The organism is Mycobacterium kubicae, from assembly GCF_015689175.1.
Taxonomy (GTDB): Bacteria; Actinomycetota; Actinomycetes; order Mycobacteriales; family Mycobacteriaceae; genus Mycobacterium; species Mycobacterium kubicae.
In genome coordinates this window covers 437,936-455,381 of the sequence record NZ_CP065047.1, presented here as the reverse complement: position 1 = coordinate 455,381, position 17,446 = coordinate 437,936, and the positions used below count along the sequence as shown (strand labels likewise).

The 17,446-nt window shown below is 65.7% G+C and carries 19 protein-coding genes; 10 read left to right on the top strand and 9 right to left on the bottom strand.

Annotation, left to right across the window (positions count from 1 at the left end):
• The first annotated feature begins 95 nt into the window (after nt 1-95).
• Both I2456_RS02200 and I2456_RS02195 read left to right on the top strand, forming a co-directional pair.
• Complete coding sequence (locus I2456_RS02200) at nt 96-1,325, top strand: integrase catalytic domain-containing protein (protein ID WP_205880188.1); 1,230 nt, start codon at nt 96-98, stop codon at nt 1,323-1,325.
• A gap of 94 nt (nt 1,326-1,419) precedes the next feature.
• Nucleotides 1,420-2,079: a DUF427 domain-containing protein gene (locus I2456_RS02195; RefSeq protein ID WP_085073912.1), complete on the top strand. Its 660-nt coding sequence runs from the start codon at nt 1,420-1,422 to the stop codon at nt 2,077-2,079.
• On the opposite strand, the gene I2456_RS02190 is transcribed toward I2456_RS02195, so the two are convergent.
• Genes I2456_RS02190 through I2456_RS02180 form a run of 3 tightly spaced genes read right to left on the bottom strand, consistent with a single transcriptional unit; the run spans nt 2,055 to nt 5,036 of the window.
• Complete coding sequence (locus I2456_RS02190) at nt 2,055-3,218, bottom strand: acyl-CoA dehydrogenase family protein (protein ID WP_085073911.1); 1,164 nt, start codon at nt 3,216-3,218, stop codon at nt 2,055-2,057. The two genes, I2456_RS02195 and I2456_RS02190, sit on opposite strands and share 25 nt — an antisense overlap.
• Nucleotides 3,219-4,139 (bottom strand): LLM class F420-dependent oxidoreductase, encoded by a 921-nt coding sequence (locus I2456_RS02185; RefSeq protein ID WP_085073910.1) that lies wholly within the window; start codon nt 4,137-4,139, stop codon nt 3,219-3,221.
• 6 nt (nt 4,140-4,145) lie between these two features.
• On the bottom strand, nt 4,146-5,036 hold the full coding sequence (locus I2456_RS02180) for an acyl-CoA thioesterase (RefSeq protein ID WP_085073909.1): 891 nt from the start codon (nt 5,034-5,036) through the stop codon (nt 4,146-4,148).
• A gap of 229 nt (nt 5,037-5,265) precedes the next feature.
• On the opposite strand from I2456_RS02180, the gene I2456_RS02175 reads away from it, so the two are divergent.
• The 4 genes from I2456_RS02175 to I2456_RS02160 all read left to right on the top strand — a co-directional run bounded on the left by I2456_RS02175 (nt 5,266) and on the right by I2456_RS02160 (nt 8,120).
• Complete coding sequence (locus I2456_RS02175) at nt 5,266-5,535, top strand: hypothetical protein (RefSeq protein WP_068030524.1); 270 nt, start codon at nt 5,266-5,268, stop codon at nt 5,533-5,535.
• A 363-nt stretch (nt 5,536-5,898) separates the two neighbouring features.
• Nucleotides 5,899-6,717, top strand: a complete 819-nt coding sequence (locus I2456_RS02170; RefSeq protein ID WP_085073948.1) for an SMP-30/gluconolactonase/LRE family protein — start codon at nt 5,899-5,901, stop codon at nt 6,715-6,717.
• A gap of 7 nt (nt 6,718-6,724) precedes the next feature.
• Complete coding sequence (locus tag I2456_RS02165; RefSeq protein ID WP_085073908.1) at nt 6,725-7,537, top strand: thioesterase family protein; 813 nt, start codon at nt 6,725-6,727, stop codon at nt 7,535-7,537.
• 31 nt (nt 7,538-7,568) lie between these two features.
• Nucleotides 7,569-8,120, top strand: coding sequence for a TetR/AcrR family transcriptional regulator (locus I2456_RS02160; RefSeq protein WP_068030510.1), 552 nt, complete (start codon nt 7,569-7,571; stop codon nt 8,118-8,120).
• Here the strand turns inward: I2456_RS02160 and I2456_RS02155 are convergent.
• The 3 genes from I2456_RS02155 to I2456_RS02145 are packed head-to-tail and all read right to left on the bottom strand — an operon-like array spanning nt 8,117 to nt 11,326.
• Nucleotides 8,117-9,445 carry an FAD-binding oxidoreductase gene (locus tag I2456_RS02155; protein ID WP_085073907.1) on the bottom strand — a complete coding sequence of 443 codons (1,329 nt, stop codon included), beginning with the start codon at nt 9,443-9,445 and terminating at the stop codon, nt 8,117-8,119. The two genes, I2456_RS02160 and I2456_RS02155, sit on opposite strands and share 4 nt — an antisense overlap.
• 19 nt (nt 9,446-9,464) lie before the next feature.
• On the bottom strand, nt 9,465-10,205 hold the full coding sequence (locus I2456_RS02150) for a glucose 1-dehydrogenase (protein WP_068160347.1): 741 nt from the start codon (nt 10,203-10,205) through the stop codon (nt 9,465-9,467).
• A 20-nt stretch (nt 10,206-10,225) separates the two neighbouring features.
• Nucleotides 10,226-11,326, bottom strand: a complete 1,101-nt coding sequence (locus tag I2456_RS02145; RefSeq protein ID WP_085073906.1) for an NAD(P)H-dependent amine dehydrogenase family protein — start codon at nt 11,324-11,326, stop codon at nt 10,226-10,228.
• A gap of 139 nt (nt 11,327-11,465) precedes the next feature.
• On the opposite strand from I2456_RS02145, the gene I2456_RS02140 reads away from it, so the two are divergent.
• The 3 genes from I2456_RS02140 (at nt 11,466) to I2456_RS02130 (ending at nt 14,798) form a co-directional block, all read left to right on the top strand.
• Nucleotides 11,466-12,242 (top strand): maleylpyruvate isomerase family mycothiol-dependent enzyme, encoded by a 777-nt coding sequence (locus tag I2456_RS02140; protein ID WP_085073905.1) that lies wholly within the window; start codon nt 11,466-11,468, stop codon nt 12,240-12,242.
• A gap of 46 nt (nt 12,243-12,288) precedes the next feature.
• Entirely contained in the window at nt 12,289-13,182 is an 894-nt protein-coding gene (locus I2456_RS02135; protein ID WP_085073904.1) for an alpha/beta hydrolase, read from the top strand.
• Between the two features lie 137 nt (nt 13,183-13,319).
• Nucleotides 13,320-14,798 carry a PE family protein gene (locus I2456_RS02130; protein WP_085073903.1) on the top strand — a complete coding sequence of 493 codons (1,479 nt, stop codon included), beginning with the start codon at nt 13,320-13,322 and terminating at the stop codon, nt 14,796-14,798.
• Here I2456_RS02130 and I2456_RS02125 read toward each other — a convergent pair whose 3' ends face one another.
• Nucleotides 14,799-15,422, bottom strand: coding sequence for a TetR/AcrR family transcriptional regulator (locus I2456_RS02125; protein ID WP_085073902.1), 624 nt, complete (start codon nt 15,420-15,422; stop codon nt 14,799-14,801).
• 133 nt (nt 15,423-15,555) lie between these two features.
• Here I2456_RS02125 and I2456_RS02120 point away from each other — a divergent pair, with 133 nt between their 5' ends.
• The gene (locus I2456_RS02120) at nt 15,556-15,684 is read left to right on the top strand and encodes a hypothetical protein (RefSeq protein WP_174814163.1); all 129 of its coding nucleotides are present in this window, start codon (nt 15,556-15,558) and stop codon (nt 15,682-15,684) included.
• Nucleotide 15,685: 1 nt separating this feature from the next.
• On the opposite strand, the gene I2456_RS02115 is transcribed toward I2456_RS02120, so the two are convergent.
• Together I2456_RS02115 and I2456_RS02110 are read right to left on the bottom strand one after the other, a co-directional pair.
• Nucleotides 15,686-17,110, bottom strand: a complete 1,425-nt coding sequence (locus I2456_RS02115) for an NAD(P)(+) transhydrogenase (Re/Si-specific) subunit beta (RefSeq protein WP_068030492.1) — start codon at nt 17,108-17,110, stop codon at nt 15,686-15,688.
• A complete protein-coding gene (locus I2456_RS02110; RefSeq protein WP_068160369.1) occupies nt 17,107-17,445 on the bottom strand; it encodes an NAD(P) transhydrogenase subunit alpha part 2 in 339 nt (112 codons plus the stop codon). Before I2456_RS02110 ends, I2456_RS02115 begins: the two co-directional genes overlap by 4 nt.
• Nucleotide 17,446 lies beyond the last annotated feature (1 nt).

Sequence of the window (17,446 nt, the reverse complement as noted above, 5' to 3'; positions counted from 1 at the left end):
TTCTAGTTGCACCCTCCGACCGCGTTGACTCGTCAGAAATGCGCGCGAAAGGGTGGTTCGTTGCCTCATGGAAAATGCGCGCGTAGGCCCAGTGGATGAGGTTGACGTTGGCGCAGCGCAGAGCAATCACCGAAGCGGCCGCGACCCGCTACCAGCTGGCGAGCAAGGGCGCTAAGAGTCGGATTCTTGACGAGTTGTCCGCCAATACGGGGTGGCACCGAAACCACGCGCGCAAGGCGCTCGCAGCCGCCCTGCGGCCCAGGATCGTTGCCCCGCGCAGTCCGCGTCCGGTGAAGTACGGGCCTGAGGTCATCGCGGCTTTGACGGTCTGTTGGAGGGTGCTGGGGATGCCGGCCGGCAAACGGCTCGCGCCGATGCTCAGTGAACTGGTGGCAGTGCTGCGCCATTTCGGCGAGCTGACCCTCGACGAGGGCACCGCCGAACTGCTGGTGTCGATGTCGGCGGCCACCATCGATCGCCGTCTGGCCGATCAGCGAGCCAAATACCAGCGGGGACGCTGTGGTACCAAGCCGGGATCGCTGCTCAAAAGCCAGATCCCAGTGCGCACCTGGGCCGACTGGGACGACGCTCGACCCGGGTTCGTCGAAATCGACCTGGTCTGGCACGACGGCGGCAACCGCGGCGGAGGCCATGCATTCACCTTGACCGTCACCGACATCGCCACAGGCTGGACCGAGAACCGCTCAGTGCCCGACAAGACCGCCAAATGCGTACTGGCAGCGCTCAATGACATCACCCACAAAATGCCGTTCCCGATCCTGGGGGTGGACTCCGACAACGGATCAGAATTCATCAACGACCACCTGCTGGGATGGTGCCAAGGCCGCCAGATCACCTTCACCCGGGCGCGGCCGGGCAACAAAAACGACGGCTGTCACGTCGAGCAAAAGAACTGGGCGGTGGTGCGCACCGTGGTCGGCTACCACCGCTACGACACCGCAGCAGAACTGTTGCTACTCAACGAGATCTGGCAGTTGCACTCCAGGCTGACCAACTACTTCTACCCACAGCAGAAACTGATCTCCAAAGTCCGCAAAGGCGCCAAGGTATCCAAAAAACACGACAGAGCCACCACCCCTTTTCACCGAACAATCGATCACCCCACCACGACCGTGCAACGCATCGTGGCGCTGACCCGGACCTACTCGCTGATCAATCCCGCCGCCACCCAACGCCAGGTACAAGCCCTGACCGCCCAGCTGTTCACCCTGACCACCAGCAAAGCTGCGCCCGGCGCCCAACCCCCAATCAATAAGCGCGCACGTTTACGTGAGGCAACGAATCCCCCCTCGCGCGCATCTTGACGTGAGGCAACAGGCCGACAAAACTGCGGTACCGCGCCTAGCTCCGTCCTGCGAGACTTGGAACCGTCGCCGCCTGCAGAAGGAGCTGTGGATTGTGAGTCTGGTAGCAGGACGCGGACCGCTCAGCGCCAATCCCGCCGGTTGGTTCACTCCCCCGATACCCACCGACGTCGTCTACATCGAGCCGCACCCGCGCCGCGTCCAAGCGTTTCGCGACGGCCGCTGCGTGATCGACACCGAGCAGGCGCTTCTGGTGCACCGGCGCAACCACCCCCTCAGCTACGCCTTCCCCGCCGACACCATCAGCGGCCTGCCCACCGAGCCGGAGCCGAAAGCCCCCGGCTTCGTGCATGTCCCATGGGACGCCGTCGACACCTGGCTGGAAGAAGGCCGCGAACTCGTCCACTACCCGCCCAACCCGTACCACCGGGTGGACTGCCGTCCGACCACGCGACGGCTGCGGGTGTCCGTTGGCGATACCGACCTCGTAGACACCGATGACACGGTTATCGTGTTCGAAACCGCGCTAGCACCAGTGCTTTACGTCGACCCCAAGCACGTGCGCACCGATCTGCTGCGCAGATCTGAGACGTCCAGCTACTGCAACTACAAGGGCATCGCGACATACTGGTCCACCGTCGATACCGAGGACATCGCCTGGAGTTATGACGACCCGCTGCCGGAAAGCGTTGCGATCAAGGGGTTTCTGAGTTTCGACGCCAGACGCGTTCAGCTCTTCGCCGAGCTGCCGTAGCTGGGCCGGCCCAGCCCGAGATAGTGTTGGGCGATCATGTTGCGGAAGACCTCGAGTGTCCCGCCGTAAATTCCCATCGGCAATGACAACCGAAACAGTGCTTCCACCGCACCGCCGCCGACGGCTCCCGCGGCATCGGTGGGCAACGCCGACACCGACCCTAGGACATCCATCAGATCCGGTGAGATGTCGCGCATCGTCTGACCGATCGCCACGCGCCCGAACATGCCCGGGGTCGACAGCGCGGCCTCCATCCGAGCGAAGCCTCGTCCCAGTCGATGCCGCACCGACTCGTCGTCGCTGTCGGCCACCAGCGCGGCCACCGTGTCCACCGCCTCGGCCATCAGCATGCCATGGCCGGCCATCGCCGCAACATCTTGCAGCCCATGGTCTTCCGGATCGGTCAAGCCGTGCTCGGCGTCCAGCGCCGCCCGCATGACGGTCCAGCCGCCGTTCACTTCGCCGATGCGGTAGCGGTCGTCGACCCGTACCTCGCTGTAGTAGACGATGTTGGTGCGGTCGCCGTCCAGCGTCCGGATTCCTTGAATCTCGATGCCCGGGGAGTCCAGCGGGACCAGAAACATGGTCAGGTTCTTGTGCTTTGGCCCTTGCGGATCGGTGTTGGTGAGCAGGAAAACATACTTAGCGTTCTGCGCGTTGGACGTGAACATCTTCGAGCCGTTGATGATCCAGCCGTCACCGTCACGCACCGCTTTGGTCTTGCAGGTGGCGACGTCGGAGCCGCCGTCGGGCTCGGTGTAGCCCAGACACAACCGGATGTGCCCGGACAGCACCCCCGGCAACACCGCCTCGCACAGTTCCGGAGTGGCGAACTGTTGCACCAGGCGCGCGACGACCAACGTTGTGCCCCAGTGATACCAGGGGGTATGCGCCCGAGCGATCTCGAGGTTGAAGATGCGCCGACGCAGCGCGCTGAACCCGCCTTCTGACTCCAGCCGCCAATCCGAGGCCAAATGTCCCGCCTCGCCCAACGCCAAATGCACCTGCTCGTCGAAGTTTTCCCCGAACTCCCTGTCCCGCCGCCGCACCTCGTCGGTGACGTGCTCGGTGACGAAGGCACGCATCTCGGCAAGAAACGCCTCGTCCTCAGCGGAGAGGGTGACCCGGGCGAAGTCCATCTAGATCACATCGATGACCGTGGTACCGAAGCGGTCGATAGTTTCCACCGCATGCGCCAGACTGTCGCCGGGCAATCCCACCTGCACCCAGGAAACACCCAGTGCAGCAAGCTTTTCCAGGCCGCCGAGGAAGGCGTCGGCGTTGAAGCCCTCGCTGGCCGGGCTGCCACCCTCGAAGTTGGTGAACGTCACGTCGACGGCCGACCAATCCTTGCCGACGGCATCACAGCGCCGCCGCAAGTCGTCGATGCCCTGGGCCAGCCGGTCCATCGAGTCGATGACCGCAGTGCCCGCGGTGCGGGCCAGACCCGCCGGTGCCGGAAAAGGGCACCAACCATCCCCGTATTCGGCGACGCGCTGGCGCGCCGCTGCGGTATTGCCGCCGATCCAGATCGGCGGATGCGGCTGCGAGGCCGGCCGGGGATGGGCGGTGATGCCGCGCGCCGTGAAATGCTTACCCTCGAAGGACAAGTCGTCGGAAGTCCACACCGAGCGAATCACCGCCAGCGCTTCCTCGAACAGCTCGGCGCGCTCGTCGAAGTTCACGCCCAGGGCGGCGAATTCTCGCTTGAGGTAACCGACTCCGACCGCAAGCGTGAAACGCCCACCCGACAACAGGTCCAGAGTCGCGCCAGACTTGGCGACTACGAACGGGTTTCGGTACGGCAGCACCACGATGTTCGGAATCAACCGCAGCTTCGTGGTACGGGCCGCCGCGAAACCCAACGCCACGAACGGGTCCAACGCGTCGTGTCCCCCGGCTTGCAGCCACCGCTGTGAGGGCGCGGGGTGATCGGTGAACCCGAATCCGTGAAAGCCCGCCTCTTCGGCCGCCGCGGCGACCGCGGCGATGCCCGCTCCACTCACCAACTCCGGGTTATAGGGATGGCTGTGCATCGGGTGGGTGATGGTGAAGCGCATGGGAATTCAGAACCGCGCGCGGGAGTCGATCGCCGAGTCGGTGGTGCGCAGCGGACGGATCAGCGCTTCCTGCGCGAAGGACGCGATCAACTCACCTTGCTCGGTGTGGACGGTGCCGCGCACGTAGGACATGCCCGCCCCGACTTGGGTGCTCTCGTGGCTGTAGAGCAGCCAGCCGTCCCACCGCACCGGCTCGTGAAAGGCGACCGAGATCGACATGGGCGCCGTCGAGACGGTCAAGTGCGCTTGGGCGGTGCCGATGCCCTCGTGCGGCCGCATGGTGGTCGAGATGCCCAGATGTCCGGTGAAGTAGGCGACCAGCGCCTTGGCCAAGTCGTCGCGGGTGGGAATCGGGTCGTAATGCAGCCAGGCGTAGAGCTCCGGCGAGCCTACCTCGTCGGGGCTGTTGACGTCGACCACGTCGACAAGCCGCAACTCCCGCCCGGCCATGGGCATCTCGGAGATATTCGCGTTGGCGGGCGGGGCAACATTGGGGCGCGGCAGGTGGTGGCGAATGACGTCCTCGGTCGGCACATCGGTCAGCACCGTCACGCTTACGCAGCGCCGACCGTTTTGTTGCACGGCCACGATCGCTGTGGCCGTCGACCGGCCTTCATGCACCACATCGACGACCAGTTCCACCGGCGGACCCACCATGACCGCCCGGACGAACACCGCCTGCACCGAACGCACCGACTTGCCCGGAAAGCGCTGCGCCACAGCGGTTATGGCTTGCGCAACGAGTTGGGTGCCTTCCACGACCTGCCGCTCATCCTGTCCGGCGATACCCGTCTCGGCGGTGTACCGGTCGGTTCCGTCGGCTTGTACCTCGAAGAGTTCGAGCAGGCCGTCGACCGACCACTGCGCCTGTTCCGAATCTGTGGTCAATGTGCTCACCTCTCAGCTCATGGCTCAGCGTGACACTCTAGCCATGTTTTGTAAAGGCGCGACGGACGGTGGGCCCGGTAGTTGGTGTCGACGTGATCCAGTCGCCTGATGGGTAGGCAGATACGTTCGAAACTGACGACCAAGGCCGTGGCGCGTGGCTGTATTACGGTAAAGACGCAACAGTCGTCCTTAACACTGACGGCCAAGTCGTCACCGCTTGGGCATGAGGCCGTGAGGGATGGAGACATCAGTGAGTACGGTTCTCGACGCAATCGCACCAGAGCACCGCACGGTAATTATCGATGAGCTAGCCCGTCGCGATTCTGCTCTCCTGGCTCAGCTTCGCGACGCACAGGAACCAACCACCCAGCAGCGAGAGGCCGTTGAGCACCTGCTCGCCACTGCGGTGATCAAAAGCTTGGGTTCTGACTACACCCCGAACGAGCATGGGCTGGCCGTTGAGCGCGCCGTCAAGGCCTTCCTCGAAGCGTGGCCGATTCGCGAGTAACACCCGTATCGCCGAGGATCAGAGGCCGCTACCACCATGGGCCCCGGTGCTAGAACCGAGGCGTGCATTCATTGGAAGCGAGACACCCTGACCTGGCTGGAAGCGCTTGGTGGGGGGTCGCTTGAGAATCTAGCCACCGCTAGACGTGTGGTCATGCAGAGCCAACTAGGGGACAGCAGAAACTTTTGTCTTTGGCGTGCAGTCGTTTCAGAAACATGCCAGGCCACCCGCGCGAACGAACCCTCCCCCGCACCAGCCAAAGGGCTGACGTTTCCAATGCACGACGCAAGCAGCAGGACAGGCTCCGCGTTGACAGCACCGCCATGGGTGCGTGACACTTTTGCGGTGATTTGTAAAGGCATGCTGGATCCCACACCGTTGTCGGACGGCTTCTGCTTCGGTGAAAGCCCGCGCTGGTTCGAAGGGCTGCTGTGGTTCTCCGACATGCTCGGCGAAGCCGTCCACACCGCGGACATGCGAGGGTCGCTGACCACGTTGCCGCTGCCGGGCCACTGCCCGGGCGGACTTGGCTTCCGGCCCGACGGGTCACTGCTGATCGCTTCGACCGAAACCCAGCAGATCCTGCGTTACGACGGCGACACCGTCGTCCCGATCACCGACCTTTCTGCATTGGCTCCGGCCAGCCTCGGTGACATGGTGGTCGACCGCGCCGGGCGCGCCTACATCGGCTCGCCGGCCTTCACCGGCGGCGTCCTCATCCGCCTCGACCTGAACAACAGCGCGACCGTCGTCGCCGACGACCTCGACTTTCCCAACGGCATGGTCATCACGCCGGACGGTCAAACGTTGATCGTCGCGGAGTCCATGGCCAGGCGGCTGACCGCGTTCACCATCGGCCGCGATGGCGGGCTGCATGACCGCCGCGTCTTCGCCGACGGCCTGGACGGACCGCCCGACGGCATCGCGCTCGACACCGACGGAGGGGTGTGGACCTCGATGACGCTGGCCCATCAGTTCCAGCGCATCACCGTCGGCGGCACCGTCACCGACCGCATCGACATGGGCGATCGGATCGCCACCGCCTGCGCCCTGGGCGGTCAGCAGCGCCGCACCCTGTTCTTGCTGTCCAGCACCGAGGCCTACCCCAAACGCCTCGTCGGTACCCGGCTGTCCCGCCTGGACGCGGTGGTCGTCGACATCCCCGGCGCCGGCCTGCCCTGAGCCGACCATGACCGACGCCTACTACGAGCTTCTCGACGACGCCGACGCGCGCGGTGAGAAGTTCCGCGCGACGGATCTGGTGCGCAGCACGTGGACGGCCGCGATCCAGCACGCCGCACCGGTGTCGGCACTGTTGGTTCGGGCCCTGCAGCGGTGCAACCCGCGTGACGACACCCGGCTGAGCCGGGTCGTGGTCGACCTGCTGGGACCGGTCCCGGCCGAAGGTGACCTCTGGGTGCGTCCACAACTGGAACGCCGGGGCACACAGATCGAATTGGTCAGCGCCGAAATGCTGGGCCCTGGCCCCGACGGCCGGCCCCGGCCCGTCGCTCGTGCCAGCGGCTGGCGCTTGCAGCACTTGGACACCGCGTCACTGGTACACGCCGCAGCAGCGCTTCCGCGCCCGCGGGCCGAGGCGCGCAGCCGCAACTTGGAGAAGGACTTCGACCGCAACTACGTGCACAGCCTGGACTGGCGCTGGCTCACCGAGCCCTTGAGCGCGGGGCCGGGCGAATCATGGATCAAGCCCACGGTCGACTTGGTCTACGGCGAGACGATGACCCCGCTCGAGCGCCTGTTCGCGGTGGCCGACTGCGCCAACGGCATCGGCAGCAGACTCGACATCACCAAGTGGACGTTCCTCAACACCGATCTGGCCGTGCACGTGTTTCGGGTCCCCGCCGGGGATTGGATCGGCATTCGCGCGGAAACCAATTACGGACCCGACGGCATCGGCACCACGGTCGGCACCCTGTTCGACGAGCAGGGCGCGGTCGGTGCGATCCAGCAGTCAGTGCTCGTACGCCGGCGGCCCCAGTGACACACGCGCGAAATTTCGTAAGGTTTCTCTCATGAGCCAGGCGGCCCAGGCGGCAGACATCAACGATGCGGACACCTCGACTCGTCAGCGCATCCTGGCGGCCACCGCCGAGGTGCTGGCCCGCAGCGGCAAGACCAAACTCAGCCTGTCCGAAGTCGCCACTCAAGCCGGTGTCTCCCGTCCCACCCTCTACCGCTGGTTCGCGTCGAAAGAAGAGTTGCTGTCGGCCTTCGCCGGCTACGAACGGCAGGTGTTCGAACGCGGCCTGGCCAAGGCGACTTCGGGGTTGAAGGGCGTCGAGCGTCTGGATGCCGCGCTGCGCTTCATCGTCGAATACCAGTACTCGTACTCGGGAGTGCGCATGGTCGACATCGAGCCCGAGCACGTCCTCGCGCAGATGTCCGGCGCCATCCCGGAGATGCGCGAGGGGCTGCAACGGCTCCTGCCCGGACCCAACGCGGCGGTCAAAGCGGCCACGGTGATCCGAATCGCCATCTCGCATTACGTGGTTCGCAGCGACGACGCCGATCAGTTCCTGGCTCAGTTGCGCCACGCCGTCGGCATCAAAGGCAACGGCGGCTAGGCCGGAAACAACACCGCGGCGTTGAGGTAACCCGTCGGGTCCAACGCCGCCTTGAGCGTGCGCATCGCCGCGATATCGGCCGGTTCGCGCGACATCGCCAGGTACGGCCGCTTGCGGGTGCCGACGCCGTGCTCGGAGCTGACGTTGCCCGCGCAGTCGGCCACCAGGTCCATCATCGGCGCGTACAGCGCAGCCTCGCGCTCGGGCGGGACACGCAGCACGTTGAGGTGCAGGTTGCCTTCACCGATGTGGCCGAACAACACCGGCAGTGCGTCGTCGACATGCTCATGCACCAAGGCGGCCGCAGCGTCGGCGAATCGGCCGATCGACGGCAGCGGCAGCGAGACGTCGAACTTCAGCGGCGGCCCGTACACCCCGAGCACCTCGGCCAGCGATTCGCGCGTGCGCCAAAGCCGTTGTTGGGCGGCAACATCCACACCAACCGCGGGCTCACCGCAGAGTTGCACGCCGTCGAGCAGGTCGGCCAGTCTGTCGGTCTGGTCTTGATCGGCGGCCAGTTCCACCAGCAGCAGCCAGGCTCCCGACACGGGCCGCTCGCCGGTGAGTTCTGCCGCACGGCCGTCGATCAATTCCAGCGCGGCGATGCCGTCGACGTCCCGAAATGTCTGCCCGGCCGCCACCAGCGCCTCGAGATCGGCGAATCCGCACACGGCGGTCACCCGGTGCGACGGGGTGGGGTGCAGGCGCAGGTCCACCTCGGTGATCACGCCCAGGGTGCCCTCGGCCCCCACGAACAGCGCCGTCATGTCGTAGCCGGTGTTGTCCCGCCGCACCCGGCTGTGCCGGCGCAGCACCGACCCGTCGGGCAGCGCGACGTCGAGGCCGATGACTTGCTCGCCCATGTTTCCGTAGCGGACCGTGCGCAGACCGCCGGCGTTCGTCGACGCCATGCCGCCGACGGTTGCGGTGTCCCGGGCCGCCAAGTCGACCCCGAACACCAGACCGGCGTCGGCGGCGGCCCGTTGCACGGTCGCCAATGTGGCGCCGGCGCCAACCTGGACGCGCCGCTCGACGGTGTCGACGTCGCCGACCGCGCTCAATCGCTCGGTGGACAGCAGGATGTCGTCGTGTTCGGGGACGGTGCCGGCGACCAGCGAGGTCCGCCCACCCTGCACGGTGACGTGCGCGCCGGCGTCGCGGCACACCCGCAGCACTTCGGCGACTTCATCGGCCGAACCGGGCCGGACCAAAGCACTGGCGCGGCCGCGATACCGGCCGGTGTGGTCGACGCTGCGCCCGGCCAGCACGTCGGGGTCGGTGATGACGTGATTGGCCCCGACCGCGCCCGTCAGACTCCGCAGCATGCTCGCGGTTATAGCACCGCTACATCTGCTTTGACGGCACGGCGGTCACCAGTCCGCCGTCCATGATGAACTCACTGCCGGTCGCGTACGACGCGTCGTCACTGGCCAGGAACACGACGAAGGTGGACACCTCCCGTGAGTCGGCCGGGCGGCCCAGTGGGATGGTGACCAGGTCTTCGGGCAGGTGTTCGGTCATCGGGGTGCGGATGAAGCCCGGGTGCAGCGAATTGACCCGGATGTTCAATGGCGCCAACTCCAAGGCCGCCGACTTGGTGATGCCGCGCACCGCCCACTTCGACGCGACGTAGGGGTGCACGCCCGGGGCGCCGCGCAAGCCCTCGATCGACGACACGTTGATGATCGAGCCGCCGCCGGCTTCGGTCATCGGGTCCACGGCCACCCGCATGCCCAGGAACGTCCCGGTCAAGTTGACGTCGATGACCTTCTGCCACTTGTCCATCTTGAAGCTGCGCAGCGGCCCCAACGCGACGATGCCGGCGTTGTTGACCAGCACGTTGAGCTTGCCGAACTCGCCGGTCGCCGTCGCGACGGCGGCCTCCCACTGGTCGAGTTGCGTCACGTCGAGATGGACGTAGCGGGCGGCGTCGCCCAGTTCTGCGGCCAGCGCCTTGCCCTCGTCGTCGAGGATGTCGCCGATCACCACCTTGGCGCCCTCGGCCACCAGTAGGCGGGCGTGCTCGGCGCCCATGCCGCGGGCTCCGCCACTGATCAGCGCAACTTTGCCGTCTACCCGTCCCATGTAGCCGGGCTCCTTTCGATTCAGGTGGTTACCAAGTTGTTCGGCGTGTACAGCCCTTGTCCGGTGACCAGCGGCAGGTCCACGGTGGTGCGGATGCCGGGGGGCGCGGCGACGACTGCGGGTATCGAGTTCACGATGCGGCCCGCGGCGCCGACGATCGCGGCGTGGTTGTGGTCGCCCTTGCGGCTGGTGGGCACGATGTCGACCGCGTAGGACGGCTCACCGGTGATCTCGACGCGGTAGGAGCCACTGCCCGCGGCGGGTTGCGGCCAGTCGGGCCGCAGGTCTGGACGCAGCCGGGTGATGTGCTCGATCACGATCGCCGGGTGGCCGTTCACCATGCCGCGGATCTCGAATTGCAAGGCGGCCAGCGTGCCCTTGGGTACCCGTCCCACCGCGATGTCGAAGTCTTCGGGCGCAGGCTCGCGTTGCACAGACTCGGTGATGTCGTCGACCTCGATGCCGAGTCCGGCCGCCAGCTGCCGGATCGCCGTCCCCCACGCGATGCTGAGCACGCCGGGCTGCAACAGCATCGGCTTTTCGTCCAGGGACCTGCCGAAGCCCATGTAGTGCATGACCTCCGCGCCGTCATAGGTCGCGTAGTCGGCGATCTCCATGCACCGCACTTGCTCGATGCGCTGGCAGGTCCCGGCGAGCGCGAACGGTATCAGGTCGTTGATGAAGCCCGGGTCGACGCCGGTAATGAGGATGCTCGAATTCCCTTGCTGCGCAGCGTCTTCGACGCGGGCGATGTATTTGTCGGGCATGACGCCCCACGGGTACTGCAGCAGTCCCGGTGAGGACCCGACGACGTTGATCCCGGCGGCCAAGATCCGCATCGCATCGGCCATCGCTTCGGGCAGCCGCGTGTCTCCCATGGCGCAATAGACCACGCAGTCGGGCTTGGTCGCCAACACAGCATCCAGATCGTTGACCGCCGTGATGCCCGTTTCGACGGGAGCATCGAGACCAACGCCGCACAGTTGCCCGGCGTCGCGGCCCACCTTCTCGGGATTGGATACACACACCCCGGTCAAATCGTATTGCGGGTTGGTGATCAGTTCGGCCAGCGCCAACCGGCCGACGTTTCCGGTGCCGACGTGGGCGACGCGAATCGCCATGAGGGTCTCCCATCCGAGATGCAACGCTGCAACTTTTCTAGACAGTAGTCCATTATTTGTGCGGCGGTCGCTGCAGGAGCAGGATTTTCGGAGCATTCTCTTGCTCTCAATGAGATAGACACCGCTATAGGAGGAAGCGATGGTGACGGTTTCTTCCCGAGTTCACGCGGCCTTCCCCGAGTGGGACGCCTTCGCTCATGCCGTGCAAGCTCGCAGACCGGATGCCGGGACTTGGTGCGAGGGCTGGACCGTGCGCGATGTGCTGATCCACAACACGGGTAACGCCGAGGAGTTCGCCCGGGTGTTGCAAGCGCATATCGACCAGCACCCCGTGCCGACCCGCAGTTTCGAGGAGCGGGAGGCACCGTACCGAGCGATGACCGACGTGGACTTGTGGAGTGCGTTCATCGAACGCTGCGAGCGGCTGGTTGACACCACCGAAGCGGCGAGTGAACTGCCGCCGGACGAAGAGATCGAATGGACCGGCCGCACAGTCACGCCCGGGTTTTTCGTCGAGCACATGCGCGAAGAGTTGGTGCTGCACCGATGGGACATGACCGGTGACGACAGTGCATCGGTGCACGCACTGAGCCAGCCGTGGATGACCACACACACCGTGCGCGACGTGGGCAAGCCATTGATGGCCCGCGGGATCAAAGCGCTGCACTTGGCGACCGGCCAGCAGGTTGGCGGACGTTTGCGCTGCCCTGGCACCGACGACGTTCTGGTCACCGCGACTGCCGAGGCCACCACCATTGATCTGGTCGCGCCGGAAGGACAGGCCACCATCGAGTGCGACCCGGCCGTGCGGGCGCTCTTTCTGTGGGGTCGACGCCCCGCCGATCCGTCGCGCTGGCACAGCCAAGCGGGTCCCGAAGCGCTGCGTCAGCTGCGCGCACTGCTTAGCGGGTATTGATCCCGATCGCTAACCTTCGACAAGTGCCTCGAGTAAGGGAGCGACCATGGCGCAGCGGAAAGATGTCGAGTTCACCTCCGGTGCCGACCGCATCAGCGCCTGGCTCTACCGGCCCGCGAGTGAGGGCGACGCGCCGCTGATCGTCATGGCGCACGGGCTGGGCGCGGTGCGGACCATGCGGCTCGACGCTTACGCCGAGCGTTTCAGCGCGGCCGGCTACGCCTGCCTGGTGTTCGACTACCGCAACTTCGGCGACAGCGCGGGCCAGCCGCGGCAGTTGATCGACATCGGGATGCAGTTGGACGACTGGGCGGCGGCGGTCACCTACGCCCGCACCCTGCCCGGGATTGACCATGACCGAATCGCCCTGTGGGGCACCTCGTTCGGCGGCGGGCACGTGATCGCCACCGCGGCGCGCGTGCCGGGCATCGCCGCAGTGGTCGCCCAGTGTCCGTTCACCGATGGCATCGCCTCGCTACGTGCGGTCAACCCGGTGGTTGCGGCCCGCGTGACGGTGCAGGCGGCGCGCGACCTGGCCCGGTCCGCAACTGGCAAGCCACCGTTGATGATTCGCACCGCGGGCAGGCCCGGGGAGCTGGCGTTGATGACCGCACCCGATGCGTACTCGGGCTATCTGCGGCTGGTACCCGAAGGGGTGGAACTATCCAACGAGGTCGCCGCTCGCATCGGCCTCAAGATTGCCACCTACCGACCGGGGCGCAGCGCCGCAGAGGTGTCCTGCCCGATCCTGTTCTGCGTTTGCGCGACCGACTCGGTAGCGCCGCCTGGTCCCACCCTGCGCTACGCGGCGAAGGCCCCCCGCGGCGAGGTCAAGGTGTATCCCGAGGGCCACTTCGCCATCTATGTGGACGACGCCTTCGAGCGCGTCATCGCCGACCAACTCAGCTTCCTGAACAAGCACCTCGAGCCGGCGCAGTAGTCCAGAGCAAAGGTTTTGGTCAAAACGCCGGACTTTGCGACGCGACGGTTCTAACCTCTGTTACTACCTACTACCCGCGGTTGCGGCTAGTTCGTGGCGATCGGAAATGGGGACCGGTCGCAGGGAAGGACGGGGAGATGTCGTACTTAGTCACTGCTCCCGACGTGCTTGCGTCAGCGGCTGTCAACGTGGACGGGATCGCCACCGCGATCAACGAGGCGAACGCCGCTGCGGCAAACCGAACGACAGGTCTCCTTGCTGCGGCAGAGGACGAAGTGTCGGCGGCGATTGCGGGCTTGTTCAATACCTACGGCGAGGAATATCAGGCGGTCGTCCCGCAGGCGAGCGCGTTCCACAGTCAATTCACTGCAGCTTTGGCCGCGGCCGGAAACGCGTATGTGCAAGCCGAGGCGGCGGCCACCTCGGCGCTTGCGAACGCGTCCAGCGAGATCAACACCACCTTTCAATCGCTGCTGGGGCCGGGGGCCGCCGCCACCGGCGGAACGGTCAGCACACTCGCTGCCAGCCCCTCCGCGCTACTGGCGAACCAAGTCGCCTTGATCATGGGCGGCACCAACAATCCACTGCCCGTCGCCCAGTACATCGCGGACATCAACGCCAATTACATTCAGCCGCTGTTCCCCGGGGCCAGCCCGATCGGCCTGCCCACGCCCGAGCAGTTCTGGCCGGTCACTCCGAACCTGGGCAACCTGACCTACAACCAGTCGGTCGCCCAGGGCGTCAAGGCGTTGGACAGTGCTATCCGCGCTCAGATCCTCAATGGGAACTCGGTCGTCGCTTTCGGCTACTCGCAAAGCGCCTCGATCATCCACAACGAGATTGTCGCGTTGATGGCGGCAGGCCCGCCCTACCCGGACGTGTCGTTCATCATGGCTGCCGCAGGGAACAACCCTAACGGAGGCCTGCTGGCGCGCTTCCCCGGCTTCTACATCCCGTTCCTGGACGTGTCGTTCAACGGCGCGACTCCGGCCAACAACCCCTTCCCGACCTCTATCTTCACCGCGCAGTACGACGGCGTCGCCCACGCCCCGCAATACCCGACCAACATCCTGGCGGACGTCAACGCGCTCATGGGTTACTTCTACGTCCACAGCCACTATCCGACTTTGCTGTCCACCGACGCGGTGCAGTTGCCCACGCTGAACCCCGGCAACACCAACTACTACATGTACTTGACCCAGAATCTGCCGCTGCTGCAGCCCATCCGGGACATCCCGTACGCCGGACCGGTGATTGCCGACCTGCTCCAGCCGCCGCTGCGCGTGATGGTCGACCTCGGCTACTCGGACTATGGCTACGCAGACCTGCCCACCCCGGCCGGGCTGATCAACATTCCCAACCCGATCAACGTCGCCTACTACTTGGCCCAGAGCGCCTGGCAGGCGCCGTATGGTGCGGCGGTGGAGATCGGGGTGCAGGCCGGGCTGTGGGGTCCCGAATACTTCCCGGACGCCTACCCGTGGGTTCCGTCGCTGAACCCGGGACTCAACCTCTACCTCGGCCCGGCCCTGAGCCAGCCGCCGGTGACGGCGTTGTCGCTACTGAGCGGAGCGTTGGGCAATGCGTTCCACATCATTCCGTCGATCCACTACTGATCACGGTCCCAGCGGCGAGGTGGTGCGGATCGACTCGTCGCGGATCAACCCGCGCAGCAGTGCGGTGCTGAACTCGGCGGCGATCTCCTTGGCGGAGCGCCGGCCACTGGGCCGCAGCCAGCGGTAGCTGCCCAGCGTCATCCCGATGTAGCCCAACGCCAGCACATGCGAGTCACACTCGTAGAACTCACCACTGGCGATACCGCGGTCGATCAGGCCGTGGACGTGCTCGTAGACCAGCGCTTCCTTCTCCCGCACCTCGGCCACCTGCTCGGCGGTGAACCATTCGGTGATGTACGGCTGTTCCTGGAAGTACACCGCGGCCCGCTCCGGATTGCCGGCGATCCCGGTGAGCAGCCGGACGGTGTATTGGTACAGCGCTTCGCGTGCGGTCCAGGACGGGTCGTCGTGCACGGCGGCCAACGTGCCCTCGGCGGCCTGGCGGTAGATGTCGAACAAGATCAGCGACTTGCTGGCGTAGTAGTGGTAGACGGTCGCCTTGTTCAGCCCGATGACATCGGCCACGTCGTCCATGCGGGTGCCGTGATAGCCGCGCGCAGCGAACAGCTTGGTGGCGACAGCCAGCAACTCTTCACGACGCGACAAGCCAGTTTCGGACGCCATCGATACTCACTATCTCGCTCAGTTATCAATCAACTGGTTGGACAGTTTAGGCGTGACACCGGCCGCCTGTTGCACCGACGCGGATGGGACTAGACTCCGGATGACAGACCAAGTCGCGAGCAGAGGGGTGGGAGTGATGGACCCGAGTCCGGACTACGACGCGAGCGACGAGATCGAGTTCTTCTTCGGCTACCTCACCTGGGGCCTGCGCGGCGTGGAGAGCGGTAACGGTTACCCGCCCCCGGCCTACCCCCCGGTCTAAATCAGAGCGCTTTCAGTTCTTCGGCGACCTGGGTCACCGATTTCTTCGCATCACCGAACAGCATGGTTGTGCCCTCGCCGTAGAAGAGCGGGTTGTCGATGCCGGCGAATCCGGAGTTCATTGACCGCTTGAGCACGATCACCGATTTCGCCTTGTCCACATTCAGGATCGGCATGCCGTAGATCGGGCTGGACGCATCGTTGCGGGCCGCCGGGTTGGTGACGTCGTTGGCGCCGATGACGATGGCGACGTCGGTGCGGGCGAACTCGTCGTTGATGTCGTCCATGTCTTTCATCGCGTCGTAGTCGACCTCGGCCTCGGCCAGCAGCACGTTCATGTGCCCGGGCATCCGGCCCGCGACCGGGTGAATCGCGTACTTCACCGTCACGCCCTTGTTCTCCAGCAGTGCGGCCATGTCCTTGACGGCGTGCTGGGCCTGCGCGACGGCTAGGCCGTAGCCGGGAACGACGATCACCTGGTTGGCATATGCCATCTGGATCGCCGCGTCGGCGGCCGAGGTGGATTTGACGGTCTTGTCGCCGCCGCCGTCGCCGCTGGGCGCCACACCGCCGCCGCCGAAACCGCCCGCGACGATCGCAGGGATGGAGCGGTTCATCGCTTTGGCCATGAGGTTGGTCAGGATCGAACCGGAGGCCCCGACGATCATGCCGGCGACGATCATGGCGGTGTTGTTCAACGCCAGGCCCGCGGCCGCAGCGGAAAGCCCCGTCATGGCGTTCAGCAGCGAGATGACCACCGGCATGTCGGCGCCGCCGATCGGCAGCACCACCATCAGCCCCAGCACACCGGCGGCGGCCAGCAATCCGACCATCCACCACAGCGACACCCCGCCGGTGCCCGGGTGCGCGTGCAGACCGATGACAACCGCGGCGCCCACCGCCGCCGCCAGCAGCAGCAGGTTGATCGGCTGCTGCGCCTTGCCGAACCCGATCGGCGCTCCGGAGATGATCTCCTGCAGCTTGCCGAAGGCGATGATCGAACCCCAGAACGAGATCGAACCGATGATCGCGGCGAACAACGACGCCACCACGATGTGCACCGTCGGTGACTCACCGTGCTGGAAGGCCGAAAAGCCGCTGGTCTCCATGAATTCCGACAGCGCGATCAGGGCGACCGTGCCGCCGCCGACGCCGTTGAAGAAGGCCACCAGCTGCGGCATGGCGGTCATCTTCGTCAGCCGCGCCGGCGGAACGCCCAGCACCACACCGACCACCAGACCGGCGATGATCAGCGGCCACTGGCTGGTGTGTCTGATCGCGATCAGTGTGGCCGCCACGGCCAGAGCCATGCCCACCGCGGCGATCAAGTTGCCGCGCACGGCGGTCTTGGGGCCGGTCAGGCCCATCAGGCCGTAGATGAACAGCGAGAAGGAGACGATGTACAGACCGATGACGAGGTAGTTCATTTGGCCGCCGGCCCTTCCGCCTTCTCGGCTGCAACGGCCGGTGGCTTCTTCTTGCCCTTGAACATGCCCAGCATCCGGTCGGTGACGATGAACCCGCCGATGACGTTCAGCGTGCCGAACACCGTCGCGACGAACAGAATGATCTGCACGGCAATCGAAGGGTGCTCAACCGAGCCGAACACCACCAGCGCACCCAGCACGACGATGCCGTGGATGGCGTTGGTGCCCGACATCAGCGGGGTGTGCAAGGTGTTGGGCACCTTGGAGATCACGGCGAAGCCGACGAAACCGGACAGCACCAGGATCGCCAGATTGGCCAGGAGGTCGTCGTACATG